24 protein-coding genes are annotated in these 22,135 nt (G+C 63.4%); 11 read left to right on the top strand and 13 right to left on the bottom strand.

Annotated elements, in window-relative coordinates; translation table 11 throughout:
* Positions 1-98: 98 nt before the first annotated feature.
* The 6 genes from HQ843_RS06100 to HQ843_RS06075 form a co-directional block, all read right to left on the bottom strand.
* Complete coding sequence (locus tag HQ843_RS06100; protein ID WP_180899353.1) at positions 99-1,160, bottom strand: aldo/keto reductase; 1,062 nt, start codon at positions 1,158-1,160, stop codon at positions 99-101.
* 358 nt (positions 1,161-1,518) lie between these two features.
* Positions 1,519-2,826: an ATP-dependent protease ATPase subunit HslU gene (hslU, locus tag HQ843_RS06095; RefSeq protein WP_180899354.1), complete on the bottom strand. Its 1,308-nt coding sequence runs from the start codon at positions 2,824-2,826 to the stop codon at positions 1,519-1,521.
* A gap of 13 nt (positions 2,827-2,839) precedes the next feature.
* Positions 2,840-3,343, bottom strand: coding sequence for a GNAT family N-acetyltransferase (locus tag HQ843_RS06090; protein ID WP_180899355.1), 504 nt, complete (start codon positions 3,341-3,343; stop codon positions 2,840-2,842).
* Positions 3,333-3,893, bottom strand: coding sequence for an ATP-dependent protease subunit HslV (gene hslV / locus HQ843_RS06085; RefSeq protein ID WP_180899356.1), 561 nt, complete (start codon positions 3,891-3,893; stop codon positions 3,333-3,335). The genes HQ843_RS06090 and hslV overlap by 11 nt, the downstream gene beginning before the upstream one ends.
* Positions 3,894-3,982: 89 nt before the next feature.
* Positions 3,983-4,411, bottom strand: coding sequence for a DMT family transporter (locus HQ843_RS06080; protein WP_180899357.1), 429 nt, complete (start codon positions 4,409-4,411; stop codon positions 3,983-3,985).
* Positions 4,408-4,887 carry a DMT family transporter gene (locus HQ843_RS06075; RefSeq protein ID WP_180899358.1) on the bottom strand — a complete coding sequence of 160 codons (480 nt, stop codon included), beginning with the start codon at positions 4,885-4,887 and terminating at the stop codon, positions 4,408-4,410. Before HQ843_RS06075 ends, HQ843_RS06080 begins: the two co-directional genes overlap by 4 nt.
* A 180-nt stretch (positions 4,888-5,067) precedes the next feature.
* On the opposite strand from HQ843_RS06075, the gene hisB reads away from it, so the two are divergent.
* From hisB to coaA, 6 genes are read left to right on the top strand one after another with little or no spacing between them, the layout of a single operon-like run.
* Complete coding sequence (hisB, locus tag HQ843_RS06070) at positions 5,068-5,676, top strand: imidazoleglycerol-phosphate dehydratase HisB (RefSeq protein WP_180899359.1); 609 nt, start codon at positions 5,068-5,070, stop codon at positions 5,674-5,676.
* Between the two features lie 30 nt (positions 5,677-5,706).
* A complete protein-coding gene (gene hisH / locus HQ843_RS06065; protein WP_180899360.1) occupies positions 5,707-6,363 on the top strand; it encodes an imidazole glycerol phosphate synthase subunit HisH in 657 nt (218 codons plus the stop codon).
* A 25-nt stretch (positions 6,364-6,388) separates the two neighbouring features.
* Positions 6,389-7,114 (top strand): 1-(5-phosphoribosyl)-5-[(5-phosphoribosylamino)methylideneamino]imidazole-4-carboxamide isomerase, encoded by a 726-nt coding sequence (hisA, locus tag HQ843_RS06060; RefSeq protein ID WP_180899361.1) that lies wholly within the window; start codon positions 6,389-6,391, stop codon positions 7,112-7,114.
* A 4-nt stretch (positions 7,115-7,118) separates the two neighbouring features.
* A complete protein-coding gene (gene hisF / locus HQ843_RS06055) occupies positions 7,119-7,901 on the top strand; it encodes an imidazole glycerol phosphate synthase subunit HisF (RefSeq protein ID WP_180899362.1) in 783 nt (260 codons plus the stop codon).
* 16 nt (positions 7,902-7,917) lie between these two features.
* Positions 7,918-8,238, top strand: coding sequence for a phosphoribosyl-ATP diphosphatase (locus tag HQ843_RS06050; RefSeq protein ID WP_180899363.1), 321 nt, complete (start codon positions 7,918-7,920; stop codon positions 8,236-8,238).
* Positions 8,238-9,230, top strand: coding sequence for a type I pantothenate kinase (coaA, locus tag HQ843_RS06045; RefSeq protein WP_180902302.1), 993 nt, complete (start codon positions 8,238-8,240; stop codon positions 9,228-9,230). The genes HQ843_RS06050 and coaA overlap by 1 nt, the downstream gene beginning before the upstream one ends.
* Positions 9,231-9,243: 13 nt before the next feature.
* Here coaA and HQ843_RS06040 read toward each other — a convergent pair whose 3' ends face one another.
* The 5 genes from HQ843_RS06040 to HQ843_RS06020 form a co-directional block, all read right to left on the bottom strand.
* On the bottom strand, positions 9,244-10,767 hold the full coding sequence (locus tag HQ843_RS06040; protein WP_180899364.1) for a tripartite tricarboxylate transporter permease: 1,524 nt from the start codon (positions 10,765-10,767) through the stop codon (positions 9,244-9,246).
* A 9-nt stretch (positions 10,768-10,776) separates the two neighbouring features.
* Positions 10,777-11,208, bottom strand: coding sequence for a tripartite tricarboxylate transporter TctB family protein (locus HQ843_RS06035; RefSeq protein ID WP_180899365.1), 432 nt, complete (start codon positions 11,206-11,208; stop codon positions 10,777-10,779).
* Positions 11,209-11,227: 19 nt separating this feature from the next.
* Positions 11,228-12,175 carry a tripartite tricarboxylate transporter substrate binding protein gene (locus HQ843_RS06030; protein WP_180899366.1) on the bottom strand — a complete coding sequence of 316 codons (948 nt, stop codon included), beginning with the start codon at positions 12,173-12,175 and terminating at the stop codon, positions 11,228-11,230.
* 132 nt (positions 12,176-12,307) lie between these two features.
* Positions 12,308-13,306 (bottom strand): alpha/beta hydrolase, encoded by a 999-nt coding sequence (locus HQ843_RS06025; protein WP_246710290.1) that lies wholly within the window; start codon positions 13,304-13,306, stop codon positions 12,308-12,310.
* Positions 13,307-13,616: 310 nt separating this feature from the next.
* A complete protein-coding gene (locus tag HQ843_RS06020; RefSeq protein WP_180899368.1) occupies positions 13,617-14,066 on the bottom strand; it encodes a MaoC family dehydratase in 450 nt (149 codons plus the stop codon).
* A 154-nt stretch (positions 14,067-14,220) separates the two neighbouring features.
* Here HQ843_RS06020 and HQ843_RS06015 point away from each other — a divergent pair, with 154 nt between their 5' ends.
* The 4 genes from HQ843_RS06015 to HQ843_RS06000 all read left to right on the top strand — a co-directional run bounded on the left by HQ843_RS06015 (position 14,221) and on the right by HQ843_RS06000 (position 20,041).
* Positions 14,221-15,645 carry an aldehyde dehydrogenase family protein gene (locus HQ843_RS06015; protein WP_180899369.1) on the top strand — a complete coding sequence of 475 codons (1,425 nt, stop codon included), beginning with the start codon at positions 14,221-14,223 and terminating at the stop codon, positions 15,643-15,645.
* A 23-nt stretch (positions 15,646-15,668) separates the two neighbouring features.
* Positions 15,669-16,289: a nuclear transport factor 2 family protein gene (locus HQ843_RS06010; RefSeq protein WP_180903425.1), complete on the top strand. Its 621-nt coding sequence runs from the start codon at positions 15,669-15,671 to the stop codon at positions 16,287-16,289.
* A 608-nt stretch (positions 16,290-16,897) separates the two neighbouring features.
* A complete protein-coding gene (locus HQ843_RS06005) occupies positions 16,898-18,040 on the top strand; it encodes a TAXI family TRAP transporter solute-binding subunit (RefSeq protein ID WP_180899370.1) in 1,143 nt (380 codons plus the stop codon).
* A gap of 9 nt (positions 18,041-18,049) precedes the next feature.
* The gene (locus tag HQ843_RS06000) at positions 18,050-20,041 is read left to right on the top strand and encodes a TRAP transporter permease (RefSeq protein ID WP_180899371.1); all 1,992 of its coding nucleotides are present in this window, start codon (positions 18,050-18,052) and stop codon (positions 20,039-20,041) included.
* Positions 20,042-20,329: 288 nt separating this feature from the next.
* Here the strand turns inward: HQ843_RS06000 and HQ843_RS05995 are convergent, their stop codons facing one another.
* Together HQ843_RS05995 and arfB are read right to left on the bottom strand one after the other, a co-directional pair.
* On the bottom strand, positions 20,330-20,941 hold the full coding sequence (locus HQ843_RS05995) for an alpha-ketoglutarate-dependent dioxygenase AlkB family protein (protein ID WP_180899372.1): 612 nt from the start codon (positions 20,939-20,941) through the stop codon (positions 20,330-20,332).
* A 5-nt stretch (positions 20,942-20,946) separates the two neighbouring features.
* Positions 20,947-21,384: an alternative ribosome rescue aminoacyl-tRNA hydrolase ArfB gene (arfB, locus tag HQ843_RS05990; protein WP_180899373.1), complete on the bottom strand. Its 438-nt coding sequence runs from the start codon at positions 21,382-21,384 to the stop codon at positions 20,947-20,949.
* Between the two features lie 256 nt (positions 21,385-21,640).
* Between arfB and HQ843_RS05985 the strand changes: the two genes are divergently transcribed.
* Positions 21,641-22,090, top strand: a complete 450-nt coding sequence (locus tag HQ843_RS05985) for a glyoxalase superfamily protein (protein ID WP_180899374.1) — start codon at positions 21,641-21,643, stop codon at positions 22,088-22,090.
* The last annotated feature ends 45 nt before the right edge of the window (positions 22,091-22,135 follow it).

The following is a 22,135-nucleotide window of genomic DNA, read 5'->3' as shown; positions in this document are numbered from 1 at the left end:
GGGGAGATTGTGAGCCGAAGCTTTCCCTATGCAGTAGGGGCCTAGCTAAACGAAAAGCAGTTGCTCCTCGGCTGCATATCGGGTGGTGCCCCCTCGCCTTACTTCCCTTCCAGATACGGCTCGATCAGTGCGAGATCGGCAGCGCCGAGGCGGTCGCTCGCGGTATTGCGCTGGTGCCAGTAGGGGTATTGCAGCCAGGGCTGGCTGACGGCATCGAGGCGGCCGCGCTCGTCGTCGGAAAGCGTCAGGTCGGCGGAAGCGAGGTTGTCGCGGAACTGTTCCTCCGTGCGCCCGCCGATGATCACCGAGGTCACGCCCTTGCGCCCGAGCGTCCAGGCCAGCGCGACCTGGGCGGCCGAAACGCCGCGAGCGTCCGCGATCTCCACCAGCGTGTCGATGATGGTCCAGAGCCGCTCCTCGTCGCGGATCGGCGGCTCGGTCCAGCCGGCGAACTGGCGGGTGCCCTCCGGGGCCTTGCGGTCACGGCGATGCTTGCCCGACAGAAGCCCACCGGCGATCGGGCTCCACACCAGAATGCCGAGCCCCTGGTCGATGCTGATGGGCACCAGCTCGTTTTCCGCGTCGCGGCTTTCGAGCGTATAGTGGATCTGTTGGCTGACGAAGCGCTGGCGGTGCTCGCGCTCGGAAATGCCGAGCGCCTTCATGATATGCCAGCCGGAGAAATTCGAGCAGCCGACATAGCGGACCTTGCCGTGGCGCACCAGCGTGTCGAGCGCTTCCATGGTTTCTTCCAGCGGCGTCAGCCCGTCCCACTCATGGACCTGATAGAGGTCGATGACATCGGTCTTCATCCGCTTCAGGCTGGCCTCGCAGGCGGCGATCAGATGGTGGCGGGAAAGCCCTGCATCATTCGGCCCGTCGCCCATGGCAAACCGGGCCTTGGTTGCGATCATCATCTTGTCGCGGCGCGGCCTGTCGAGGATTTCGCCGATGATTTCCTCGCACACGCCTTGCGAATAGGCATCTGCGGTGTCGAGAATATTGACCCCGGCATCGATGCAGATGTCGACGAGGCGGCTTGCCTCCTTGGCGCCGAGGTCCCCCACGGTCTTCGCCCAGCCGACCCCGCCAAAGGTCATCGTGCCCATAGTGATGGTCGAGATTTTGAGGCCCGAGCGGCCGAGCTGGCGATATTCCATGATTTTCCTCCGGGGTTGGGGGCGTGGCACGACGACAAGCGCTGCGCGACCTTTCAGATGATTGGATGGTAGGGAGCAAGACCCGCGATTTCAATCGCGGTGAGAGATAAAATGCGTCCGTCATGCCCTGACGCATCTTCCGTCGACGCGACGCGGCACTGTCCGCAATATGAATGCCCGACGTTCGAGCGGTTTTGCAAAATTGAAAACCGCGCACCGCTTTTCGGGTCACCCTCGGGCTTGACCCGAGGGTCCAGGCAAAATTCACCGTGTGGCCTGGATGCTCGGGTCAAGCCCGAGCATGACTCAGCTTTGATGGGGCATTTCGAGCATTTACCCGCCTCGCCGTAAAAGCTGGCTACAGAATGAACCGCGACAGATCGGTATCCTGCGCCAGATCGCCGACATGCTTGCGGACATATTCCGAATCGATCGTCAGGGACTGGCCGGACTGGTCGGAGGCTGTGAACGAGATTTCGTCCAGCACCCGTTCCATCACCGTCTGCAGCCGGCGCGCGCCGATGTTTTCGACGGTGGCATTCAGATGCACCGCGACATCGGCAAGCGCGTCGATCGCATCCTCGGTGAAGTCGAGCGAGACTTCCTCGGTGTTCAGCAGCGCCTTGTACTGGCGGATCAGGCTCGCTTCGGTTTCCGTCAGGATCCGGCGGAAGTCCTCCTTGGTCAGCGCCCGCAATTCGACGCGGATCGGCAGTCGGCCCTGAAGCTCCGGAAGCAGGTCCGAAGGCTTGGAGACATGGAAGGCGCCGGACGCGATGAACAGGATATGGTCGGTCTTGATCGGCCCGTGCTTGGTGGCGACGGTCGTGCCCTCGACCAGCGGCAGCAGGTCGCGTTGCACGCCCTCGCGGGAAACGCCGGCGCCCATGCGCCCGTCGCCCGCGGCGATCTTGTCGATCTCGTCCAGGAACACAATGCCGTCTTCCTGCACGGAGCGTATCGCTTCGCGCTGGATCACTTCGTCATCCAGCAATTTGTCGCTCTCGTCGCGGATCAGGTCCTGGTAGGAATCCTTGACCGTGGTGCGCACCTTCTTGGTCTTCTGGCCCATGCCCTTGCCGAACATTTCCGAAAGGTTCAGCACCCCGATATTGGCGCCCGGCATTCCGGGGATATCGAAGCCCGGCATGCCCGAACTCGTGTCCGTCACTTCGATGTCGATTTCCTTGTCGTCCATCTCGCCATCGCGCAGCTTCTTGCGGAATGAATCGCGGGTGGCGGGCGAGGCGGTCTTGCCGACCAGCGCGTCGAGCACGCGTTCCTCGGCATTCGCATGGGCCTTGGCCTGCACTTCCTGGCGTTTCTTGTCGCGCACGATCACCAGACCGATCTCGACGAGATCCCGGATGATCTGCTCGACATCGCGACCGACATAGCCGACCTCGGTGAACTTGGTCGCCTCGATCTTGATGAAGGGCGCGCCCGCGAGCTTCGCCAGCCGCCTTGAAATCTCGGTCTTGCCGACGCCGGTCGGGCCGATCATCAGGATGTTCTTCGGCATCACCTCGTCGCGCAGGTCATCGGGAAGCTGCTGGCGACGCCAGCGGTTTCGAAGCGCGATGGCGACGGCGCGCTTGGCGTCGTGCTGGCCGATGATGTGGCGGTCGAGCTCGGAAACGATCTCGCGGGGGGAAAAACTGGTCATCTGTCACTGCTCCTCAAGGATCGCGGGCCATCAGCAGCGCCGGACCGCTTGTCATGCTGAAAATTCCAAGCCGGATGAAGCCGGCCTTCTCATAGGCGCGGATCGCCGCCGCGTTATCGGGATGCGGATCGACGAGGACGCGCTTCGCATCACTCGCCAGGGCCCGCTCCGCCATGGCGGAGACCAGCCTTGTGCCGAGGCCCTTGCCGATCTTGTCGGCCGGGCCGATGAACTGATCGATGCCGAAGGTGCCGGCGGGCTGGCCTGCAAGCGCCGGCTCGTTGTCGCGCTCGCCATCGAGATCGCAAAGCTGGATATAGCCGAACGGCACATCGTCCAGCAGCACCACGAAGGGCGAAACCGTCGGATCGTCGATATGGGCGCGCATGCTTGCCACCTGCTTTTCCGCAGCGTGCCACCATGCCGCAACATGCGGCTCGGCAAGCCAGCGGGCCATCATGTCGAGGTCGCCTTCGACAAGTGGGCGGAAGCCTATGACGCCGTCATTATGCGGCATCCAGCGTTTCCACGTTGATATTGCCATTGGTGTAGACGCAGATCTGCGAGGCGATCTCCATCGCGCGGCGGGCGACATCGTCGGCGGGCTTGTCGCTGTCCATCAGGGCGAGCGCTGCCGAAAGCGCGTAATTGCCGCCGGAGCCGATCGCCATGACGCCGTGTTCGGGCTCCAGCACATCGCCATTGCCGGTGACGGCAAGCGTGATGTCCTTGTCGGCGACCAGCATCATCGCTTCCAGATTGCGCAGATATTTGTCGGTGCGCCAGTCCTTGGCAAGCTCGACGCAGGCGCGCATCAGCTGGTCGGGATATTGCTCAAGCTTGCGCTCCAGCCGCTCCAGCAGGGTGAAGGCGTCCGCCGTGGCGCCGGCGAAACCGGCGATCACATTGCCGCCCTTGCCGATGCGGCGCACCTTGCGGGCATTGCCCTTCATCACCGTCTGGCCGAGCGAGACCTGGCCGTCGCCGGCCATCACCACCTTGCCGTCCTTGCGCACGGTAATGATGGTGGTGGCATGCATGGTGCCGAAGGGATTGTGTTCGCTCATGATCAAAAAACCTCATTTCCGGTCCGCAGCAGCGGCCTTTCCGGCCTCCTATGTAGGCAGCCCTGCCATATTTGCAATCCGTGAGGGGGTCACGCCTTCGGGCGGGCCTGCGCCAGCAGGATACCGGCGAGGATCAGCGCCAGGCCCGAAAACCGCAATACCGGCGAAGCGGTCATGCCGTCCGCCATGTCCATCGCCGCGCCGGCGATCATCTGGCCGCCGATGATCAGCACCGCGGTATTGACCGCGCCGATCTTCGGGATCACCCATGATCCGGCGGCCACGAAGATCACGCCGAGCGGACCGCCGAGCCAGGCATGAAAGGGAATAGCGGAAAACGAGGTCGGCCAGAGCCCGCCGATAGCGAAAAGCACCACGCTCATGACGACGAAGCCGACCAGATGGTTGAAGAATGACGATGTCATCGGCGAGGTGGAGAGGCTGAGACGACCATTGACCTGCCGGCTGAGCACCACCAGCAGGCCGGTGACGACGGCAAAGAATATCGCCGCGATCATGCCGTGGCCCCCGCCAGAATGACCAGCAGGCCGCCCGTCAGGATCAGCGCCACGACGCAGAGATCCCGGCGGTCGAGCTTGCGCGCCGGCAGGCCGAAAAAGCCCCAGTAATCCGCGGCCAGCGAAAACAGCACCTGGCTGGCTAGCCCGATCGCGATCGTGCCGGAGAGCGCCAGCGGCGAATTGACGGCGAGCGCCGCGCACACCACCGTGGCCGCGCCGAACACGCCGCCGAGATAGGCCCACCAGGGTATCGAAGGCTTTGCCCCGGCCGTCGCCGCCGGCTTCTTGAAACGGAGAAGCCCAAGCAGCGCGATCGAGACCGCCGTGCCGGTGGCATGCGCCGTCCAGGAGGCGAACATCGCATTGCTGTAGAAACCCATAACGGCATTCAGATGGGTCATCATCGCCAGCACGCAGCCGGCGGCGAAGGCTGCGGCGAAATAAGGCAGGGCGGGACGATTTGCGGCGGGCATGAGGGACTTTCGGTGAAATCTGCCCCTCCTTTAGCGGAGAATATGCGCTTGGGAAACATCGCCGGTTTTCCATGGCCGGTTTTCGGGGGCCGGTTTTCTGCGGCCGGTTTTCTTTTGCGCTTCCCGACCCTGCCTGTTAAGAAACGCCGATCATCCCTTATCATGGAGGCATCAGGCATTATGGCCGCTGGAAAAGACGCCCGACGCGCGGATGTTTCGCGCAAGACCAAGGAAACCGCCGTTTCCGTTGCCGTCAATGTCGACGGTACCGGCGAGGCGCGGATTGCGACCGGTATCGGCTTCTTCGACCATATGCTCGACCAGCTTTCCCGCCATTCGCTGATCGACATGACGATCGAGGCGAAGGGCGACCTGCATATCGACGACCACCACACCGTGGAGGATGTCGGCATCGCCATCGGCCAGGCTTTGGCCAAGGCGCTCGGCGACCGCGCCGGCGTGACCCGCTATGCCTCGATCGATCTCGCCATGGACGAGACCATGACCAAGGCGGCGCTCGATCTTTCCGGCCGGCCGTTCCTGGTATGGAATGTCACCTTTCCGAGCGAGAAGATCGGCACCTTCGATACCGAGCTGATGCGCGAGTTCTTTCATGCGCTGGCCCAGAATGCCGGCATCACGCTGCATGTGCTCAATCACTACGGCGCCAACAGCCATCACATCGCCGAGACCTGTTTCAAGGCGGTGGCCCGCGCCCTGCGCGCGGCGGCCGAAATCGACCCCCGCCAGGAAGGCCGCGTGCCGTCCACCAAGGGCATGCTCGCCTGAGGGCGGCCGCCTTATAAACGGAACGACCGTATGACCAACACCGTCGCGATTATCGACTATGGCTCGGGCAATCTGCGCTCGGCCACCAAGGCGTTCGAGCGGGCCGCCCGCGAAATCGGCGCCGACACTGAGATCGTGCTCACCGACAAGGCCGGGGTGGTGGCCAGCGCCGACCGGATCGTGCTGCCGGGCGTCGGCGCCTATGCCGATTGCCGCGCCGGCCTTTCAGCCGTCGACGGCATGGTCGAGGCGATCCGCGAGGCGGTGGAGGTCAGGGCCCGGCCGTTTCTGGGCATCTGCGTCGGCATGCAGCTGATGTCCGAACGCGGGCTGGAGAAAACCGTCTCCGAAGGCTTCGGCTGGATTGCCGGCGACGTCACCCCGATCACGCCCGCCGATCCCGGCCTAAAGATCCCGCAGATCGGCTGGAACACGCTGACGCTGACGCGGCCGCACCCGCTTTTCGACGGCATCGAGACCGGCGAGAATGGCCTCCACGCCTATTTCGTGCACTCCTATCACCTTGCGGCAAAAAAACCGGAACAGGTGATCGCCACCACCGATTACGGCGGCCCCGTCACCGCCTTCGTCGCAGACGGCAACAAGGCCGGCAGCCAGTTCCACCCGGAAAAGAGCCAGACCCTCGGCCTCAAGCTGATCGCCAATTTTCTGACGTGGGCGCCGTAAGCTATTGTGAGAGAATGAAGCCAAAATGATCCTTTTCCCCGCAATCGACCTGAAAGACGGCCAGTGCGTTCGCCTGAAGCTTGGCGACATGGAGCAGGCGACGATCTACAATCCCGATCCGGCGGCACAGGCGAAGGCCTTCGAGGATCAGGGGTTTTCATGGCTGCATGTGGTTGACCTCAACGGCGCGTTCGCGGGTGAGACCGTCAATGGCGCGGCGGTTGACGCGATCCTGAAGGCGACGAACAACCCGGTGCAGCTCGGCGGCGGGATCCGTTCGCTGGCCCATATCGAGAACTGGCTGTCGCGCGGCCTTGCCCGCGTCATCCTCGGCACCGTCGCGGTGCGCGACCCGGACCTTGTGAAGGCCGCCTGCAAGGCGTTTCCGGGCCAGGTCGCCGTCGGCATCGATGCGCGCGGCGGCAAGGTGGCGGTCGAGGGCTGGGCCGAGGCTTCGGAGCTCGAAGTCATCGAGCTCGCCAAACGCTTCGAGGGCGCCGGCGTTGCCGCGGTCATATACACCGACATCGATCGCGACGGCATTCTGACCGGCATCAACTGGGAGGCCACGCTGGAACTTGCCCGCGCAGTCTCGATCCCGGTGATCGCCTCCGGCGGTCTCGCCTCGATGGCCGACATCGCCCGGATGACCGCGCCGGACGCCCAGATCCTCGAAGGTGCAATCTCCGGCCGCGCGCTTTATGATGGCCGCATCGATCCGGCCGAAGCGCTGGCGCTCTTGAAAGGCTGACCTCATGACCCTCAAAGCCCGTGTCATACCCTGTCTCGACGTCAAGGACGGTCGTGTCGTCAAGGGCGTCAACTTTGTCGACCTGATCGATGCCGGCGATCCGGTGGAAGCGGCGCAGGCCTATGATGCGGCGGGGGCGGATGAACTCTGCTTCCTCGACATCACCGCCACCTCCGACAATCGCGACACCATCTTCGACGTCGTGACCCGCACCGCCGAGCACTGCTTCATGCCGCTCACCGTCGGCGGCGGGGTGCGCACGGTCGCCGATATCCGCAAGCTGCTCTTGTGCGGCGCCGACAAGGTGTCGATCAATTCGGCGGCGGTGAACAACCCGGATTTCGTGGCCGAGGCCGCCGACAAGTTCGGCAATCAGTGCATCGTCGTTTCGATCGATGCCAAACGGCGCGAAACGCCGGCAGAGGAAGGCGACAGCGCCTGGGAAATTTTTACCCATGGCGGACGTAAGCCGACCGGCATCGATGCGGTGAAATTTGCGCGCAGGGTCGTTGATCTGGGCGCGGGCGAAATCATGCTCACATCCATGGACCGCGACGGCACCAAGGCGGGCTACGACATCGAATTGACCCGCATGCTTGCCGATGCGGTTTCCGTGCCCGTGATCGCGTCGGGCGGCGTCGGCACGCTCGAGCATCTGGTCGAGGGCATCCGCGATGGTCACGCCACGGCCGTTCTGGCTGCGTCGATTTTTCACTTCGGCACCTATTCCATAGGCGAGGCGAAACAGTATATGGCTGACAGCGGGATCGCCGTCAGGCTCGACTGACGGCTGAGGAGAAGACATGTCAGAATTCACGCTCGCCGATCTGGAAGAAATCGTCAGAACCCGCGCCGAGGCCTCACCGGAAGAAAGCTGGACCGCGAAACTCGTCGCCGGCGGCCAGCGCAAGGCCGCCAAGAAGTTTGGCGAGGAAGCCGTTGAAGCCGTGATCGCCGCGATCGCGGAAGACCGCGAGAACCTCATTGAGGAAACCGCCGACGTGCTGTTTCACCTGCTTGTGGTGCTGAAGATCGCCGATGTTCCGCTTTCCGAGGTGATGGACGAACTTTCCCGCCGCACGGGCCAATCCGGCCTGGAGGAAAAGGCGGGACGGCCATCGTGATGATCGAGGACTTCCAGGACGCCCTGCAGGCGCAGGGCGATATCCGCCCGGGCAGGGTCTCGCCCTATCGCTTCTTCACCGCGGAGGAATGGGCCCGGTTTCGCGCCGATACGCCGCTGACGCTGACGGCCGACGAAGTGCGCGAGATGCGCTCGCTCAACGACCCGACCGAGCTTGAGGAAGTCCGCCGCATCTATCTGTCGCTGTCGCGGCTTCTGTCCACGCATGTGGAAAGCTCGCAGATGCTGTTTCGCCAGCGCGCGCGGTTCCTGAACTTCGACGAGCAGGACAACAAGACGCCGTTCATCATCGGCGTTGCCGGCCCGGTCGCGGTCGGCAAGTCCACCACCGCGCGCCTGTTGAAACAGCTGCTTGCGCGCTGGCCGTCAAGCCCCAAGGTCGATCTCGTCACCTCCGATGGATTTCTCTATCCCAATGCCGTGCTGGAGCGCGACGGGCTGATGCAGCGCAAGGGCTTTCCCGAGAGCTTCGATACCGGCGCGATCCTGAATTTCCTGTCGGCGATCAAGGCCGGCATGCCGCATGTCAAGGCGCCGCTTTATTCGCATCTGAGCTATGACGTGCTGCCCGACGGCTTCGTCACCGTCGACCGGCCCGATATCCTGATCTTCGAGGGCATCAACGTATTGCAGGCCCGCAATCTGCCGGCCGGCGGGCGGATGGTGCCGATGGTCTCGGATTTCTTCGATTTCTCGATCTATATCGATGCCGAGGTCTCGCTGATCCATCAGTGGTATATCGAGCGGTTCCGGCAGTTGCGCGCCACCGCGTTCCAGAACCCGGCCTCCTATTTCCACCGCTTCACCCAGATCAGCGAGGCGGAAGCGATCGCCCATGCCGAAGAGCTCTGGGACAAGATCAACTTCAGGAACCTCGAGGAAAACATCCTGCCGACCCGTCCCCGCGCCGACCTGATCCTGCGCAAGGGCCGCGATCATCTGGTCGAAACGGTCGCGCTCAGAAAGCTCTGAGCGAGACCGCAGGTCAGTCCTCGATGGGCTCCGGTTCCGGGTTCGGCTTTCTCTTCCTTGGCCCCAGATAGACGATCGAGATGACCGAGAGCGCCAGCAGCACCAGCGCGATCGGATGCTGGAACACGACCATCGGGTCGCCGCGGCTGATCAGGATCGACTGCACCATTTTCGATTCCAGTTCCGGCGTCAGCACATAGCCGATGATGAAGGCGACCACCGAAAAGCCGAAACGCTGCATGAAATAGCCGAGAACGCCGAATGCGAGCATGATGTAGATGCCGAACATCGAACCGGCGGTCACATAGGCGCCGGTGACGCAGAGCAGCAGGGCTGCCGGATAGACCACCGAATTGGGCGCGGCGATCGCCAGCGCCCAGATCCGCATGCCGATCTGGCCGACGCCGAGATTGCAGAAATTGGCAATGAGCATCGCCCCGAACAGACCGTAGATCAGCCGGCCCTGTTCCTCGAACAGAAGCGGGCCCGGCTGGACGCCGTGAATGATGAAGGCGCTGACGAGAAGGGCGGCGGCGATATTGCCGGGGATGCCGAGCGTCAGCAGCGGTATCAGATTGGCGCCGACCACCGCGGAATTGGCGGCTTCCGAAGCCGCGATGCCGCGCGGATCGCCCGTGCCGAAGCTTTCGGGGTCCTTCGCTGCCTGCTTGGTGACCGAATAGGACAGAAATCCTGCCGTCGCCGAGCCGAGCCCCGGGATCGCCCCGATCACGGTCCCGATCACGAAGGCGCGGATCGCGACATATTTGTTCGCCATCAGTTCGGCGAAGGTGACGCCCCTGTCGTCGGGATCATCGGAACGAACGCGGATGGGCGAGGCGGTGCTGGTGGCCCGCGTGGTCGCGGCGATCTGGCGGAAGATTTCGGAAACGGCCAGAAGCCCGATCGACATCGCCGTCAGCGGCAGGCCGTCGTAAAGATCGAGCGAGCCGAAGGTGAAACGCGGCGTGCCGAGGCCGGGATCGATGCCGACGGAGGCGAACAGAAAACCGAGGGCCGCCGCCATCAGCCCCTTCACCATCGAATTGCCGACAAGCCCGGTAATCACCGTGAAGGCGAGGATCATCAGCGCGGTGATCTCGATCGGCCCCATTTTCAGCGCCACAATAGCCAGCGGCGCCGAGATCGTGATCAGCACGATGTCGCTCGAAATATCGCCGAAAACCGAATAATACAGCGCATATTTCATCGCCTTCATCGGCTTGCCCTTTTTGGCCATGGGATGGCCATCGAGCGCGGTTGCCGCCGATTCCGGGGTGCCCGGCGTATTGATCAGGATCGCCGGGATCGCGCCGCCGACCGTGCCGCCCTTGTTGACGGAAATCAGGAAGGCGAGCGCCGTCAGCGTGTCGAGCGTATAGGTGAGCGGGATCGCGATCGCGAGCGCCATCAACAGCGTCATGCCGGGTATGGCGCCGACGATCTGGCCGACGGCCACGCCCATGATGATGTAGAAAAGATTGGTGAGCGTGAGCGCGTCCGTCAGCCCGCCGATAATGGTTGCAAGATCAGGCATGGCGCTTTCTCAGAACGGTATTGCGGGCAGCGGACGGCCCATCACGATGACGAAGACGAACCATGTGCCGACCGGCACGGCCGCGACCGTGGCGGCAAGCCAGGCTCTGCGCCGTTCGAACATGAAGGCGCAGATCACCGCCATCAGCGCCACCGCCGACGGCAGGAAACCGATCCGCGGCATCGCCAGCGCCGCCACAAGCACGGCGATGGTGAGGCCGGCGAGACGGACGAATTCGTAAGCATCGAACGCGGACGCCTCGCGCGGTTTCATGACGAGTTGCACCGCGCCGAGCAGGATGAACAGCCAGGCGGCAATTTTCGGAAACAGCGACGGGTCGATCGGCCCGGCGCTGGCGGTCACCTGATCGGGGATCAGGTAGAACAGCAGGAACCCGCCGAAGATGATGGCGGCTCCCCCGATCAGTCGTTCGAAATGCATGCCGCCAGACCTTCCCGCGTCACTTGCCGAGATAGGATTTGTAGAACCGGGCGTTCTGCGCGATCCGCTCGGTCGTTCCCTCAGGCCCGAGATTGAGCGGCTCGTTTTCCAGCCTGGTCATCAGCTCGCCATAGCTTTGCGAATTGACCGCCTCGTCGAGCGCCTCTTCAAGGCAGGTCCTGATCGCAGGATCGACGCCCTTGGGGATCATGAAGATGGTCTGTCCCTCGATCGTGGCATCGAGGCCGCCCTCCACCAGCGACGGCGAATCCGGCGCGTAGGGCACGCGGGAATCGGTGAGCGAGGCGAGCTGGTTCATCGCGCCGGCCTTGATCTGCTGCACATGCTGGGTGCCCTGTGTGGTTGCATCCACATGGCCGCCAAGCGTCGATTGAAGCGCGTCGGCGGCGCCCTTGCTCGGCACCGCGATCAGCGTCACGTCGTAGTGCTTGGCCATCTGATCGACGAGGATTTCCTGGCTCTTGCCGCCGACGGCAATGGTCGCGCCATTGTTTTCCCTGGCATAGGCGATGAATTCCTCGAGGTTCTGGTAGGGCCGGTCGACCAGCGCCACCAGGCCGTAATTGATCTGCATCGCGGTGCCCAGATAGTCGAAGCTTTCATAGGTGTAGGGCGTGTCGTTGTTTTCGTATGGGTTGAGCGCCACCGTGCCGGTCGCGCCGACGCCGATCGCATAGCCATCGGGCTTCATGTTCATCAGCATCGCCGACATCACCCCGCCGCCGGCGCCCGGCTTGTTGTCGGTGATCACCGTCCAGCCCTGGCTCTCCTCGATTTCGGCCGCGAGCGCGCGCGCAATCGCATCCGTGCCGCCGCCCGCGCCGTAACCGACAAGCATCTGGATCGGCTTTTCCGGAAAGCCGTCCGGGCAGGTTGCGGCATAGGCGCCGGTTGCCGTCATTGCCGTAAAGCCAAGCACGATCGTGCCAAAAATTGTGGTTTTCATGTTTTCCTCCTCCGTTGCGGGTGGCTGGCCTCAATCCCCAATGCCAGATCGCACCCTTGTCCTGTTCCTGCCTATCAATCCGCTTGCGAAACGCAAACCGTGCGAGGCCTTTGTTTCGCCAGGCGAAACGAATCAGCGTCCCAGAAACGCGTCCATTTCTCCAAGCATCGCATCCCGTCCGCGTTCGGGCCGATCGAAAAGAATGTAGTGCGTGGTGTTTTCCGGCTGCCAGTATAACACTTCCGCCGCATTGATCAGGTCGCCGGCAAGCGCGTCCATATCATCCTTCTGGCTGAGCGTGTCGAATTCCGGGCGCACGATCATGACCCGGGCATAGACCTGGCTGGCATCGACAAGCTTGTGGCCGGTTCCCATCAGGAACAGGTCCTCCAGCATGCCGTTGGGGCTGCGATAGGTCGGCGGATCGCGGTCCTTCGCGGTCGGATCGCCATCGATCAGCGCCTTCTCGAAGGCCTTGACGATGGCCGGGTCGCGCCATGCGGTCTTGTCCTCGATCGGGATCTGCCGGTCCCATTCGCGGGTCAGCATGTCGACGGCATTGAAGGTGTAATTGCCGAAATGCGGGCGGTTGAAATGACCGGGCCGGGCGGGATCCTCCCATTGCGAGCCATGACGGAATTTCGGGTGATTGCCGGCCGCGCCATACATCATCACGTAGAGCACGAGGTGGCTGACCTTTTCCGGCCAGAGCGCCGCATAGGCCATGACGCAGGTGCCGCCGACGCCCCAGCCGAACATGCCGACCTTGTCATACCCGCTTGCATTGCGCAGATGATCGGCGGCTGCGTCGAGATCGCGCGTCAGTTCCAGCATGCGGTAAAGCGGCCGGGACTTTTGCGGCGGCGCTTCCATTTCCGGCGGGCGCTCGGACCGGCCGAAGCCGCGGCCATCGACGATGTAGCAGCGGTGCCCGCTGCGGGCCAGGTCTTCGGCAAGCGAGCCGTTCGGCGCATCGAGATCATATTCGGAAAGGCCTGGAATCCGCGTGCCATGCATCAGGATCATCGGCACGGCACGGTCGGGCGCGGCCTCGTCAACCACCTCCCGGATCGCGATCCTGACGCCGTCGCGCGTCGTAACGAAAAAATCCCTGCGGCTGATCTGCTGCACAATGCATCCTCCCTGATTCATGCGTCGTTCATATGCGCGGACGGCGACGGACGCATCCCCTGCCGCCGCCGCGTTTCGTCAGCCGAAAGGGAGACGCTTTCCTGACCGCTGACAAAGTCCTCCCAAGCTCATCCGTCATGCCGGCCTTGAGCCGGCAGCCAGGGCCACCTGTGGTGATTTTCAAAAAAAGGTTTTGGGCGCAAGGACTTGCGCTTACTGGATCCCGGCTCAGGGCCGGGATGACGGCGGATAGCGCGGCAACTCCGTAACCACTTGCCGGGTTTATCAACCCACTCTCCTCATTATGCCGCTACCCCGCATCGCGCGCGGGCACCTGACCGAGTGACGTGAAGGTCATCACCGCCTCACCGTCCTGGTTGGTCATCGTCACCCTGGTGCGGACGCGGCCGAATTCGGGGCGTTTTTCATGCCGGGAGGTTTCCACCACCTCGCGGGTGACGGTCAGCGCATCGCCGGGCCTGACCGGCCGCCGCCAGCGCAGCTCATCGACGCCAAGGCCGACCATCGGCGTTTCGCCATAGCCGCCCTGTTCCACGAACAGGCGCATGGAAAGCGCTGCGAGTTGCCAGCCGCTGGCGATCAGCGAGCCGAACCGGCCCTTTGCCGCCGCTTCGGGATCGGTATGCATCGGCTGCGGGTCGTATTCGCCGGCAAAGCGGATGATATCGGCCTCCGACAGGGTAATCGTCTTGCTGGTCCAGGTCTCGCCGACCTCAAAATCCTCGAAATAGCGCCGCATGCTGTCCTCCTGTTGGAGATGATGTTCTAGATACCATCGCAATGCCAGGCAAAACCGCGCGCCTTTCATTTCGTCAGACGAAATGCGGCAGCGCCCCGATTGCAGCCTTGCCCGCGACGGATAAAGTCGCCGCTGCCGAGCAAGGGAGAGGATCATGGACGCGCTGGAGTTCTATATTGACGGAAGCTGGGTGACGCCTGCAGGCGCTGGCGAGATGGCGATCATCAACCCGGCCGACGAACAGCGGATCGGCCGTGTCGCGCTCGGCTCCGCTGCCGATGTCGATATGGCCGTCGCTGCCGCGCGCCGGGCCTTTGCGACCTGGTCGATAACGACGCGCGAGGAACGGCTTGAAACGCTCCATCGCATCGTGGAAGGCTTCCGGGCAGACCTGCCCGAGCTTGCCCGGCTGATGACGATGGAAATGGGCGTGCCGATCACATTCTCGACGGAACGGCAGGCGACCGTCGCGCTGTTTCACTTCGAGGAAGCCATCCGGATTCTGGAAACCTACGCATTCGAGCGTCCCGAACCGACCGGCATCGTCCGGCGCGAACCGATCGGGGTCTGCGGCATGATCACGCCGTGGAACTGGCCGCTGAACCAGATGGCCTCGAAGATCGCGCCGGCGCTTGCCACCGGCTGCACCATGGTGCTGAAGCCGAGCGAGATCGCGCCGCTGAGCGCCAAGGCGCTTGCCGAGATCATCGACCGGGCCGGCGTTCCCGCAGGCGTCTTCAACCTCGTCGCCGGCGACGGGCCGACCGTCGGCGAGGCGATCGCAAGCCACTCGGACATCGACATGGTGTCGATCACCGGCTCGGGGGGCGCGGGCATCCGCGTTGCCAAGCTTGCCGCCGACACGATCAAGCGCGTGGCCCAGGAACTCGGCGGCAAATCCGCCAACATCATTCTGCCCGATGCCGATATCGCGAAGGCGGTCGCCGCCGGCGTCCATGCCTGCAACGTCAATGGCGGCCAGAACTGCCAGTCGCCAACCCGCATGCTGGTGCCGCGCGTCAATCGTGAAGAAGCAATCGAGGCCGCGCGCGGCGCGATCGATACGATCGTGCTTGGCGATCCGATGGACCCGAAGACGACGATGGGCCCGCTGGTGAGCCGGACGCAATTCGACAAGGTGCAGGCGCTGATCGTCTCCGGGATCGCGGAAGGCGCGACGCTGGTTGCCGGCGGTCCCGGCCGCCCGGCCGCACAGAACGCCGGCTATTTCGTCAATCCGACCGTATTCGCCGATGTGACGCCGGAGATGCGGATCGCGCGCGAGGAAATCTTCGGCCCGGTGCTGTCGATGATGTTCTATGAAAGCGAGGACGAGGCGGTCGAGATCGCCAATGACACGCCGTTCGGTCTCGCGGGCTTCGTGCAGTCGCCCGATCCCGAGCGCGCGCGCGGGATCGCCAATCGTCTGCGCGCCGGGCGGGTTTACTACAATGGCGCGCCCTTTGACCGGGCGTTGCCCTTTGGCGGCTACAAACAATCCGGCAATGGTCGAGAATTCGGCCTTGCGGGCTTCGAGGAATATCTGGAAACCAAGGCCCTGGTCGGCTTTTTCGCCTGACCGGCATCGATGCGGAGGACAACATGCAACCCGAAACCGAAAAACGCCTGATGGAAATGCTCGAGCGCGAGGAACTGTTCGACTTGGTGCGCCGGGAGCGTTTCGCTCGCGATCAGGGGCGTTTCGACGTGATGCGCGAATGCTTTCACGACGACGCCTATGTGCGAACAAGCTGGTATGACGGCAAAGGGGGGGCTGCCTATGTCGATTCCAGCCGCGAATTCATGAAGAAGGTGCGCGGCGGCAAGCACTGGGTGTTTCCAGCCTTCGCCCGCATCAACGGCGACAGGGCGACCGTGGAAAGCCCGGCGATGATCTTCAACCGCGCCAAGCTCCACGATGTCACGGTCGATTTCCACGTGTTCTGCCGCTTCTTCTCGCGCTGCGTGCGCGAGGACGGCCGCTGGAAGATCCTGAGTTTCGAGGTGCTGTTCGAGCGCGACGTCATGAGCGCCCTCAACCCGCGCGATGGGTTGCCGATCGACTGGGACAAGCTCGAAAGCTTCCGCCCGAGCTATTGTTTCCTGTCCTATCTCCAGGGCAGCCGCGGCATCACCGTCAACCAGAACCTGCTCGGCGACGACCGCCCCGAAGACCTCGCCGCCTTCCACGAGGGCGAGGAGGCGTGGCTCGCATCGATGTGATTGATGATTTTGGCTCGGTTCAAGGCGCGCAGCGATGGGACATTTAGGCTCGCTCCCCATGCGGAGCATGGGCTATCGCATTTGGCCTAATGGCTTGCTCCAAATACTCTCGCCCGCTTGCGGGAGAGATGCCCCGAAAGGGGCAGTGAGGGTGAAGCCGCGTTTCCAGTTGTGAGGGCGCCCGAGGGGATGGGCTCCCCCCTCACTGTCGCTGTCGCGACATCTCTCCCCTCCGGGGCGAGAAGATTTGGGGGCTGTGCGGAAAGGTCAATTGCAATTCCCATGCCCTTGAGGGGGGAGTATCTGTTGACTTGACGGTTGGCTTTAGTTCGGCTCGGCATTCAAACACGGCTTCGCTCCGGCACTGCGTTGCTGTTTCATCATTATCCAGCAAGTATCGGCGGCTCTTCGGGCCGCCTTTTTCATGCCGCCTTAGGTTCCGCTTCTCCGGCATCGGCGGCGGCCCTTATTCCGCCAGGCGAAACGTATCTGGATTGAAATATCCCCCGGACACCAGTCATCCTAATTTCGGGTCGGGACGGCAGAAAGGCGGCGATTGCGCCGGCGATGCCGAGGAAGTCAGCCAAAATGACGAGGAGGATAAACCAATGAATACACTTGCGCGCATGGCGCTCGGCGCATTCTGCCTGGTGGCGGGCAGTGCTGTCGCCGCCGATGATACCGTAACGCTGCCGAAAACGCTGGTCTGGACCAGTTTCGACACCGGCAGTCTTGGCTACAACCAGTCGATCGCGGTCGGCAAGGCGCTGGAAGATGCCTATGGCATTTCGCTGCGGGTGCTGCCGGCCTCCACCGATCTTTCGCGGATCGCGCCGGCGCGCGAGGGCCGGGTGCCGTTCGCGCTTGCCGGCAGCGATGCCTTCTACGCCTTCGAGGGCGTGCTGAGCTACGCCACGCCGGAACTCGGGCCGCAGAAACTGACGGCCGTGGATCTCGCGGGCGCCGATAACGGCGTTGCCATGGGGGTTGCCGCCAATGACGGCATCAATTCGATCCAGGATCTGAAGGGCAAGAAGATCGGCTGGGTGGTCAGTTCTCCGTCGCTCCAGTCCAATGTCCGGGCGTTTCTCGCCTTTGGCGGTCTCACCATCGACGATGTCCAGCTTGTCGAACAGCCGAGCTATGGCGGCGCATGGCAGGCGTTCACCAGCGGCCAGATCGACGCGATGACGGCCGTGACCTCCGGCAGCGGCGTGCTGGAACAGGCCGCAGCCTCGCCGCAGGGCCTCAAATGGCTGGCGATGCCGTTTTCCGACACGGCGGGCTGGGAACGGCTGCAGGCCGTCAACCCGCACTTCACCCAGCGCAAGGCGACCGTCGGCGTCGATATCGACGAGGATCATCCGCTCGAATGCGCGGGCGTGCCCTATCCGGCGCTGATCACCTACACCGCCCCGGAAGACCTGGTCTACAACGTCACCAAGGCGATCGACCTGCAGGCCCCGGTCTATTCCAAGATGCAGTCGGGCACCTCCGGCTGGGCGGCGGACCGCCAGGTGTTCGACTGGGTCGTGCCGTATAATGCCGGCGCCATCGAATACTACAAGGAAGCAGGCGTTTGGACCGACGAAATCCAGAAGCACAATGATGACCTCATGGCCCGCGGCAAGGTGCTTCAGGATGCCTGGGCAACCATGGAAGGCGAAAGCGGCGACGGCTTTGGCGACAAGTGGATGCAGGTGCGTGCCGATGCGCTGGAAGCCGCCGGCTTCCCGGCCTATTTCAGGTAAGAAAACGAAATGTCCGAACCGGAAAAGATCTATCATGATGGCGAGACGGCTCCCGCCCGCCATCTCCCCGGTCCGGCGCGCTGGGCGGTCAGGGTGTTTACCCTGATCCTCCTGGTGCTCGGCACCAACCAGACCTTCAATCTCGGATCGCATTTCGGTTTCACGATCCTCGAAAACCAGTATTTCTATCTCGTGCTGGCGCTCGCCATACCGATGGTGTTTCTGCTCATTCCCGGCTTTGGCGGCAACAGCGCGAAGGGACCGGGGGTCATCGACTGGGCGCTCGCCACCATCACTGTCGTCACGCTCTCCTATTTCGTCATCCACGCCTATGACATCGTGCTCATGGGCTGGGAAATGTCGCCACCGCAGGTGGCGGTGATCTTCAGCGCCATCCTGTGGATCCTGATGCTCGACGCCGGACGGCGGGCGGGCGGGCTGATCCTCGGTCTGATCGTACTGTTCTTTTCGGCCTATCCGCTGTTTGCCGACAGGATGCCCGGACCGATCTCGGCGTTCGCCTCGCCGTTCCGCTATGTCGCGGCCTATCATGCGATGAGCCTTGAGAGCATGCTCGGGATTCCGCTGAAGGCGTTCGCCAATCTCGTGTTCGGTTTCGTCATCTTCGGTGCGGCGCTCGAACATACCGGCGCGGGCCGGTTCTTCATCAACCTCGCCTTCGCGCTTCTCGGTCATGTCCGCGGCGGACCGGCCAAGGTCGCGATCCTTTCGAGCGGGCTGATGGGCTCGCTTTCGGGCAGCGTCGTCACCAATGTGCTGACCACCGGCGTCATGACCATTCCGGCCATGCGCAGGGTCGGCATGAAGGGCACGACGGCTGCCGGGATCGAGACCTGCGCCTCGACGGGCGGCGTGCTGATGCCGCCCGTCATGGGGGCCGCGGCCTTCGTCATGGCGGATTTCCTGCAGGTGCCCTATGCGACGATCGCGGTTTCGGCGGCGATCCCCGCCTTCCTCTATTTCATGGGCCTGTTCATCCAGATCGATGCGCGGGCGGCGCGCGAGGGGCTGAAGGGTATCCCGGTCGCCGAACTGCCGAACCTGAAGCAGACGCTGAAGGAGGGCTGGCACCACGTCTTCGCCTTCGCGCTTTTGACCTTCATGCTGCTGGTGATGCAGAACGAGCAATATGCGCCGTTCTACGCCACCGCCGCGCTGCTGGTGATCAACCAGATCGTCTCGAAGACCGACCGCTGGGGCAAGAAGGAACTGCTGCACTTCATCGATTCGCTTGCCCGGCTGTTTGCAACGCTTGCCGCGACGCTTGCCGCCGTCGGCATGATCGTCGGCGGGCTTTCGATGACCGGCCTTGCGGCGACGCTGGTCAACGACCTGCTGTCGATCGCCGGCGACAGCCCGCTGCTGCTCTTGATCATGGGCGCGCTCACCAGCCTGGTTCTCGGCACCGGCATGACGGCGACGGCCTGCTACATCTTCCTCGCGGTGATGCTGGCGCCGGCGCTGATCCAGGTCGGGCTCGATCCGCTCGCCTCGCATCTGTTCATCTTCTACTGGGGCATGCTGTCGTTCATCACGCCGCCGGTCGCGCTCGGCGCCTTCGCCGCCGCCTCGGTCGCCAACACGCCGCCGATGCGGACCGGGTTCGAAGCCATGAAGATCGGCAGCATCGTCTACTTCATCCCGTTCTTCTTCGTGTTCGATCCGGCGCTGATCGGCCACGGAAGCTGGGGCAATATCCTGCTTTCGGTCTCGCTAGCGCTGTTCGGGGTGTGGATGTTCGCAAGCGGCATCCAGGGATACATCATGGGCATCGGCCCGATCTTCCGCGACAGCCCCTATGCCTGGATCCTGCGGCTGCCGCTCCTGATCGGCGCGATCCTGATCGCGCTGCCCGGCGAGGCGGTTGCCGGGATCGGCGATCTCGAACTGCTGGTGATCGGCCTTGCGGTGATGTCGCCGGTGGTGATCGCCGCGATCATCCAGAACCGCCGGGGCATGAGTGCGACGGGTGCAGTGTGATCCCGCCTCCCGGGGCATGCCGGCGGGATGCCCCCCGGCTCAGATAGCTGAGCAAACCTATCCTTTCCACGGGCGTCATCCTCGGCCTTGTGCCGAGGATCTAACCACCGTTCCGCACGAGCGGCGTTGGCGTTTCGTAATTGATCTCGCCCGAGACGGCCGTCGTGTTGATACGTGCTTAGATGCTCGGGACAAGCCCGAGCATGACGGCGGAGAGTAGAGTAGGCTTTGTCAACAAACTGAACCCGGCGAGGATGATCTAGCCGGCTCTTGCATGCAATGCGGCGGCTACACCGTCACCCGGCGCAGCGTCAGGTTGATCCGGCCGCCATTCTTCAGCAGCGTCGAGGTGCCGGGATAGGTCCGGGTGACGCCGTGGAAGGCGAGGCGGCTTTTTCCGGCGAGCAGCACGATATCACCGCTTTTGAGCTTCAGCGACACCGCCTTGCCGGAGCGCTCGGTGCCGCCGACGCGGAACAGGCAGGTATCGCCGAGCGAGACGGAGAGCACCGGCGCGTTCAGATCGGCCTCGTCGCTGTCCTGATGCAGACCCATCCTCGCGGTATCGTCATAGAAATTGACGAGGCAGGCCTCGGGCGGGCGCGGGTAGTCCGCAAGCGTATCCCAGAGGTTCAGAAGGCTTGCCGGCATCGGCGGCCATGGCTTGGCCGTAGCCGGATGAGTTTGCTGATAGCGATAGCCGCGTTCCTTGTCGGTGACCCAGCCAAGCGCGCCGCAATTGGTCATCCTGACCGACATCGGCTTGCCGGTGCGCGGCATTCGCGGCACGTAAAGCGGGGCCTCCGTGACCACGGCCCGGATTTCGTCGACCAGCGCCTGCTGGGCGGCGCGGTCGAGATGATCCGGCAGATAGCGGAAACCCTCGGGCAGGTCGGTCATCGCGACTACTCGTCGGGCGCGGGTTTGCCGCGCATTTTCTTGATGGTGCCGCGGCCGGTCTTTTCCTTCAGCCGGCGTTCTATCGAACCCTTGGTGGGCCGGGTCTTGCGCCGTCTTGGCGGCGGCGGGGCGGCGGCGGCGAGGATCAGTTCCTTCAGCCGTTCGCGGGCATCCTCGCGATTGCGCTCCTGACTGCGAAACCGGTTGGCCTCGATCATCAGCACGCCTTCCTTGGAGACCTTGCGGCCGGCAAGGCGCACGGCATTGCGCTTGACCGCCTCGGGCAGCGAGGGCGAGGCTGCGAGCGGAAAGAACAGCTGAACGGCGGTCGCGACCTTGTTGACGTTCTGCCCCCCGGGCCCGCCCGCCAGCACGAACTGTTCGGTCAGTTCCCAGCCGAAGATCGTGATCCGGTCATTGATGAAAAGGTCGCTTGAAGCCATGGCTCGCGTTATCTCATGCCGCGTCCCGCCCTTCAAGACCGCAATCTCCGCCGCGCGGGCATTGCTTGACGTGGCCGCAAAAGCGGCCTACTCAGCAGCAACGGCAAGGGTCGCCGGCCGCCCGCGGGTTTCATGTGAAACCATGGTGAAGTGCCCATTGAACCGATGAGCGATGTTTTCAAACCTTGCGCATTCGCGTTTCCGGCAATGCGGGCACCGAAACACCAGACAGCGGATGCGAAGGAAAGACTTCGCCATGTCCAATTTACCCAATTCCCCACTGCCATCGCTTGAGGCGCTCAAGGATCAGGCCAAACGTCTGCGCGCTCATCTTGGCCGCGAAGGCCAGCCGATCACCCATTCGCGCGCGCTGGAACTGATTGCCGCCCAACTGGGCTTTCGCGACTGGAACACGCTGCATGCCAGGATCAGCAATCGCCCGCCGCTCAATCCGTGGATGCTCGGCTCACGGGTCTCGGGAACCTATCTGGGCCATGCCTTCAACGCCGAGATCATTTCCGCCAGCGCCTTTGCGGGCAAGCCGGGCCATTATCGTCTGACGCTGAAGTTCGACGACCCCGTCGATGTGGTGACATTCGACAGTTTCTCGGCTTTCAGGCGGCGGATCAACTGCACGGTCGATGAGACCGGGCGGTCTCCTGCCAAGACGTCCGACGGCCGTCCGCATGTGGAACTGTCGTGGTAACAGGTCGATCGCGGAAACGAAAAAATACCCGGACGACCAGTGCCG

Source organism: Martelella sp. NC20 (genome assembly GCF_013459645.1).
GTDB lineage: Bacteria > Pseudomonadota > Alphaproteobacteria > Rhizobiales > Rhizobiaceae > Martelella.
This window is presented reverse-complemented; position numbering and strand designations above follow the sequence as displayed.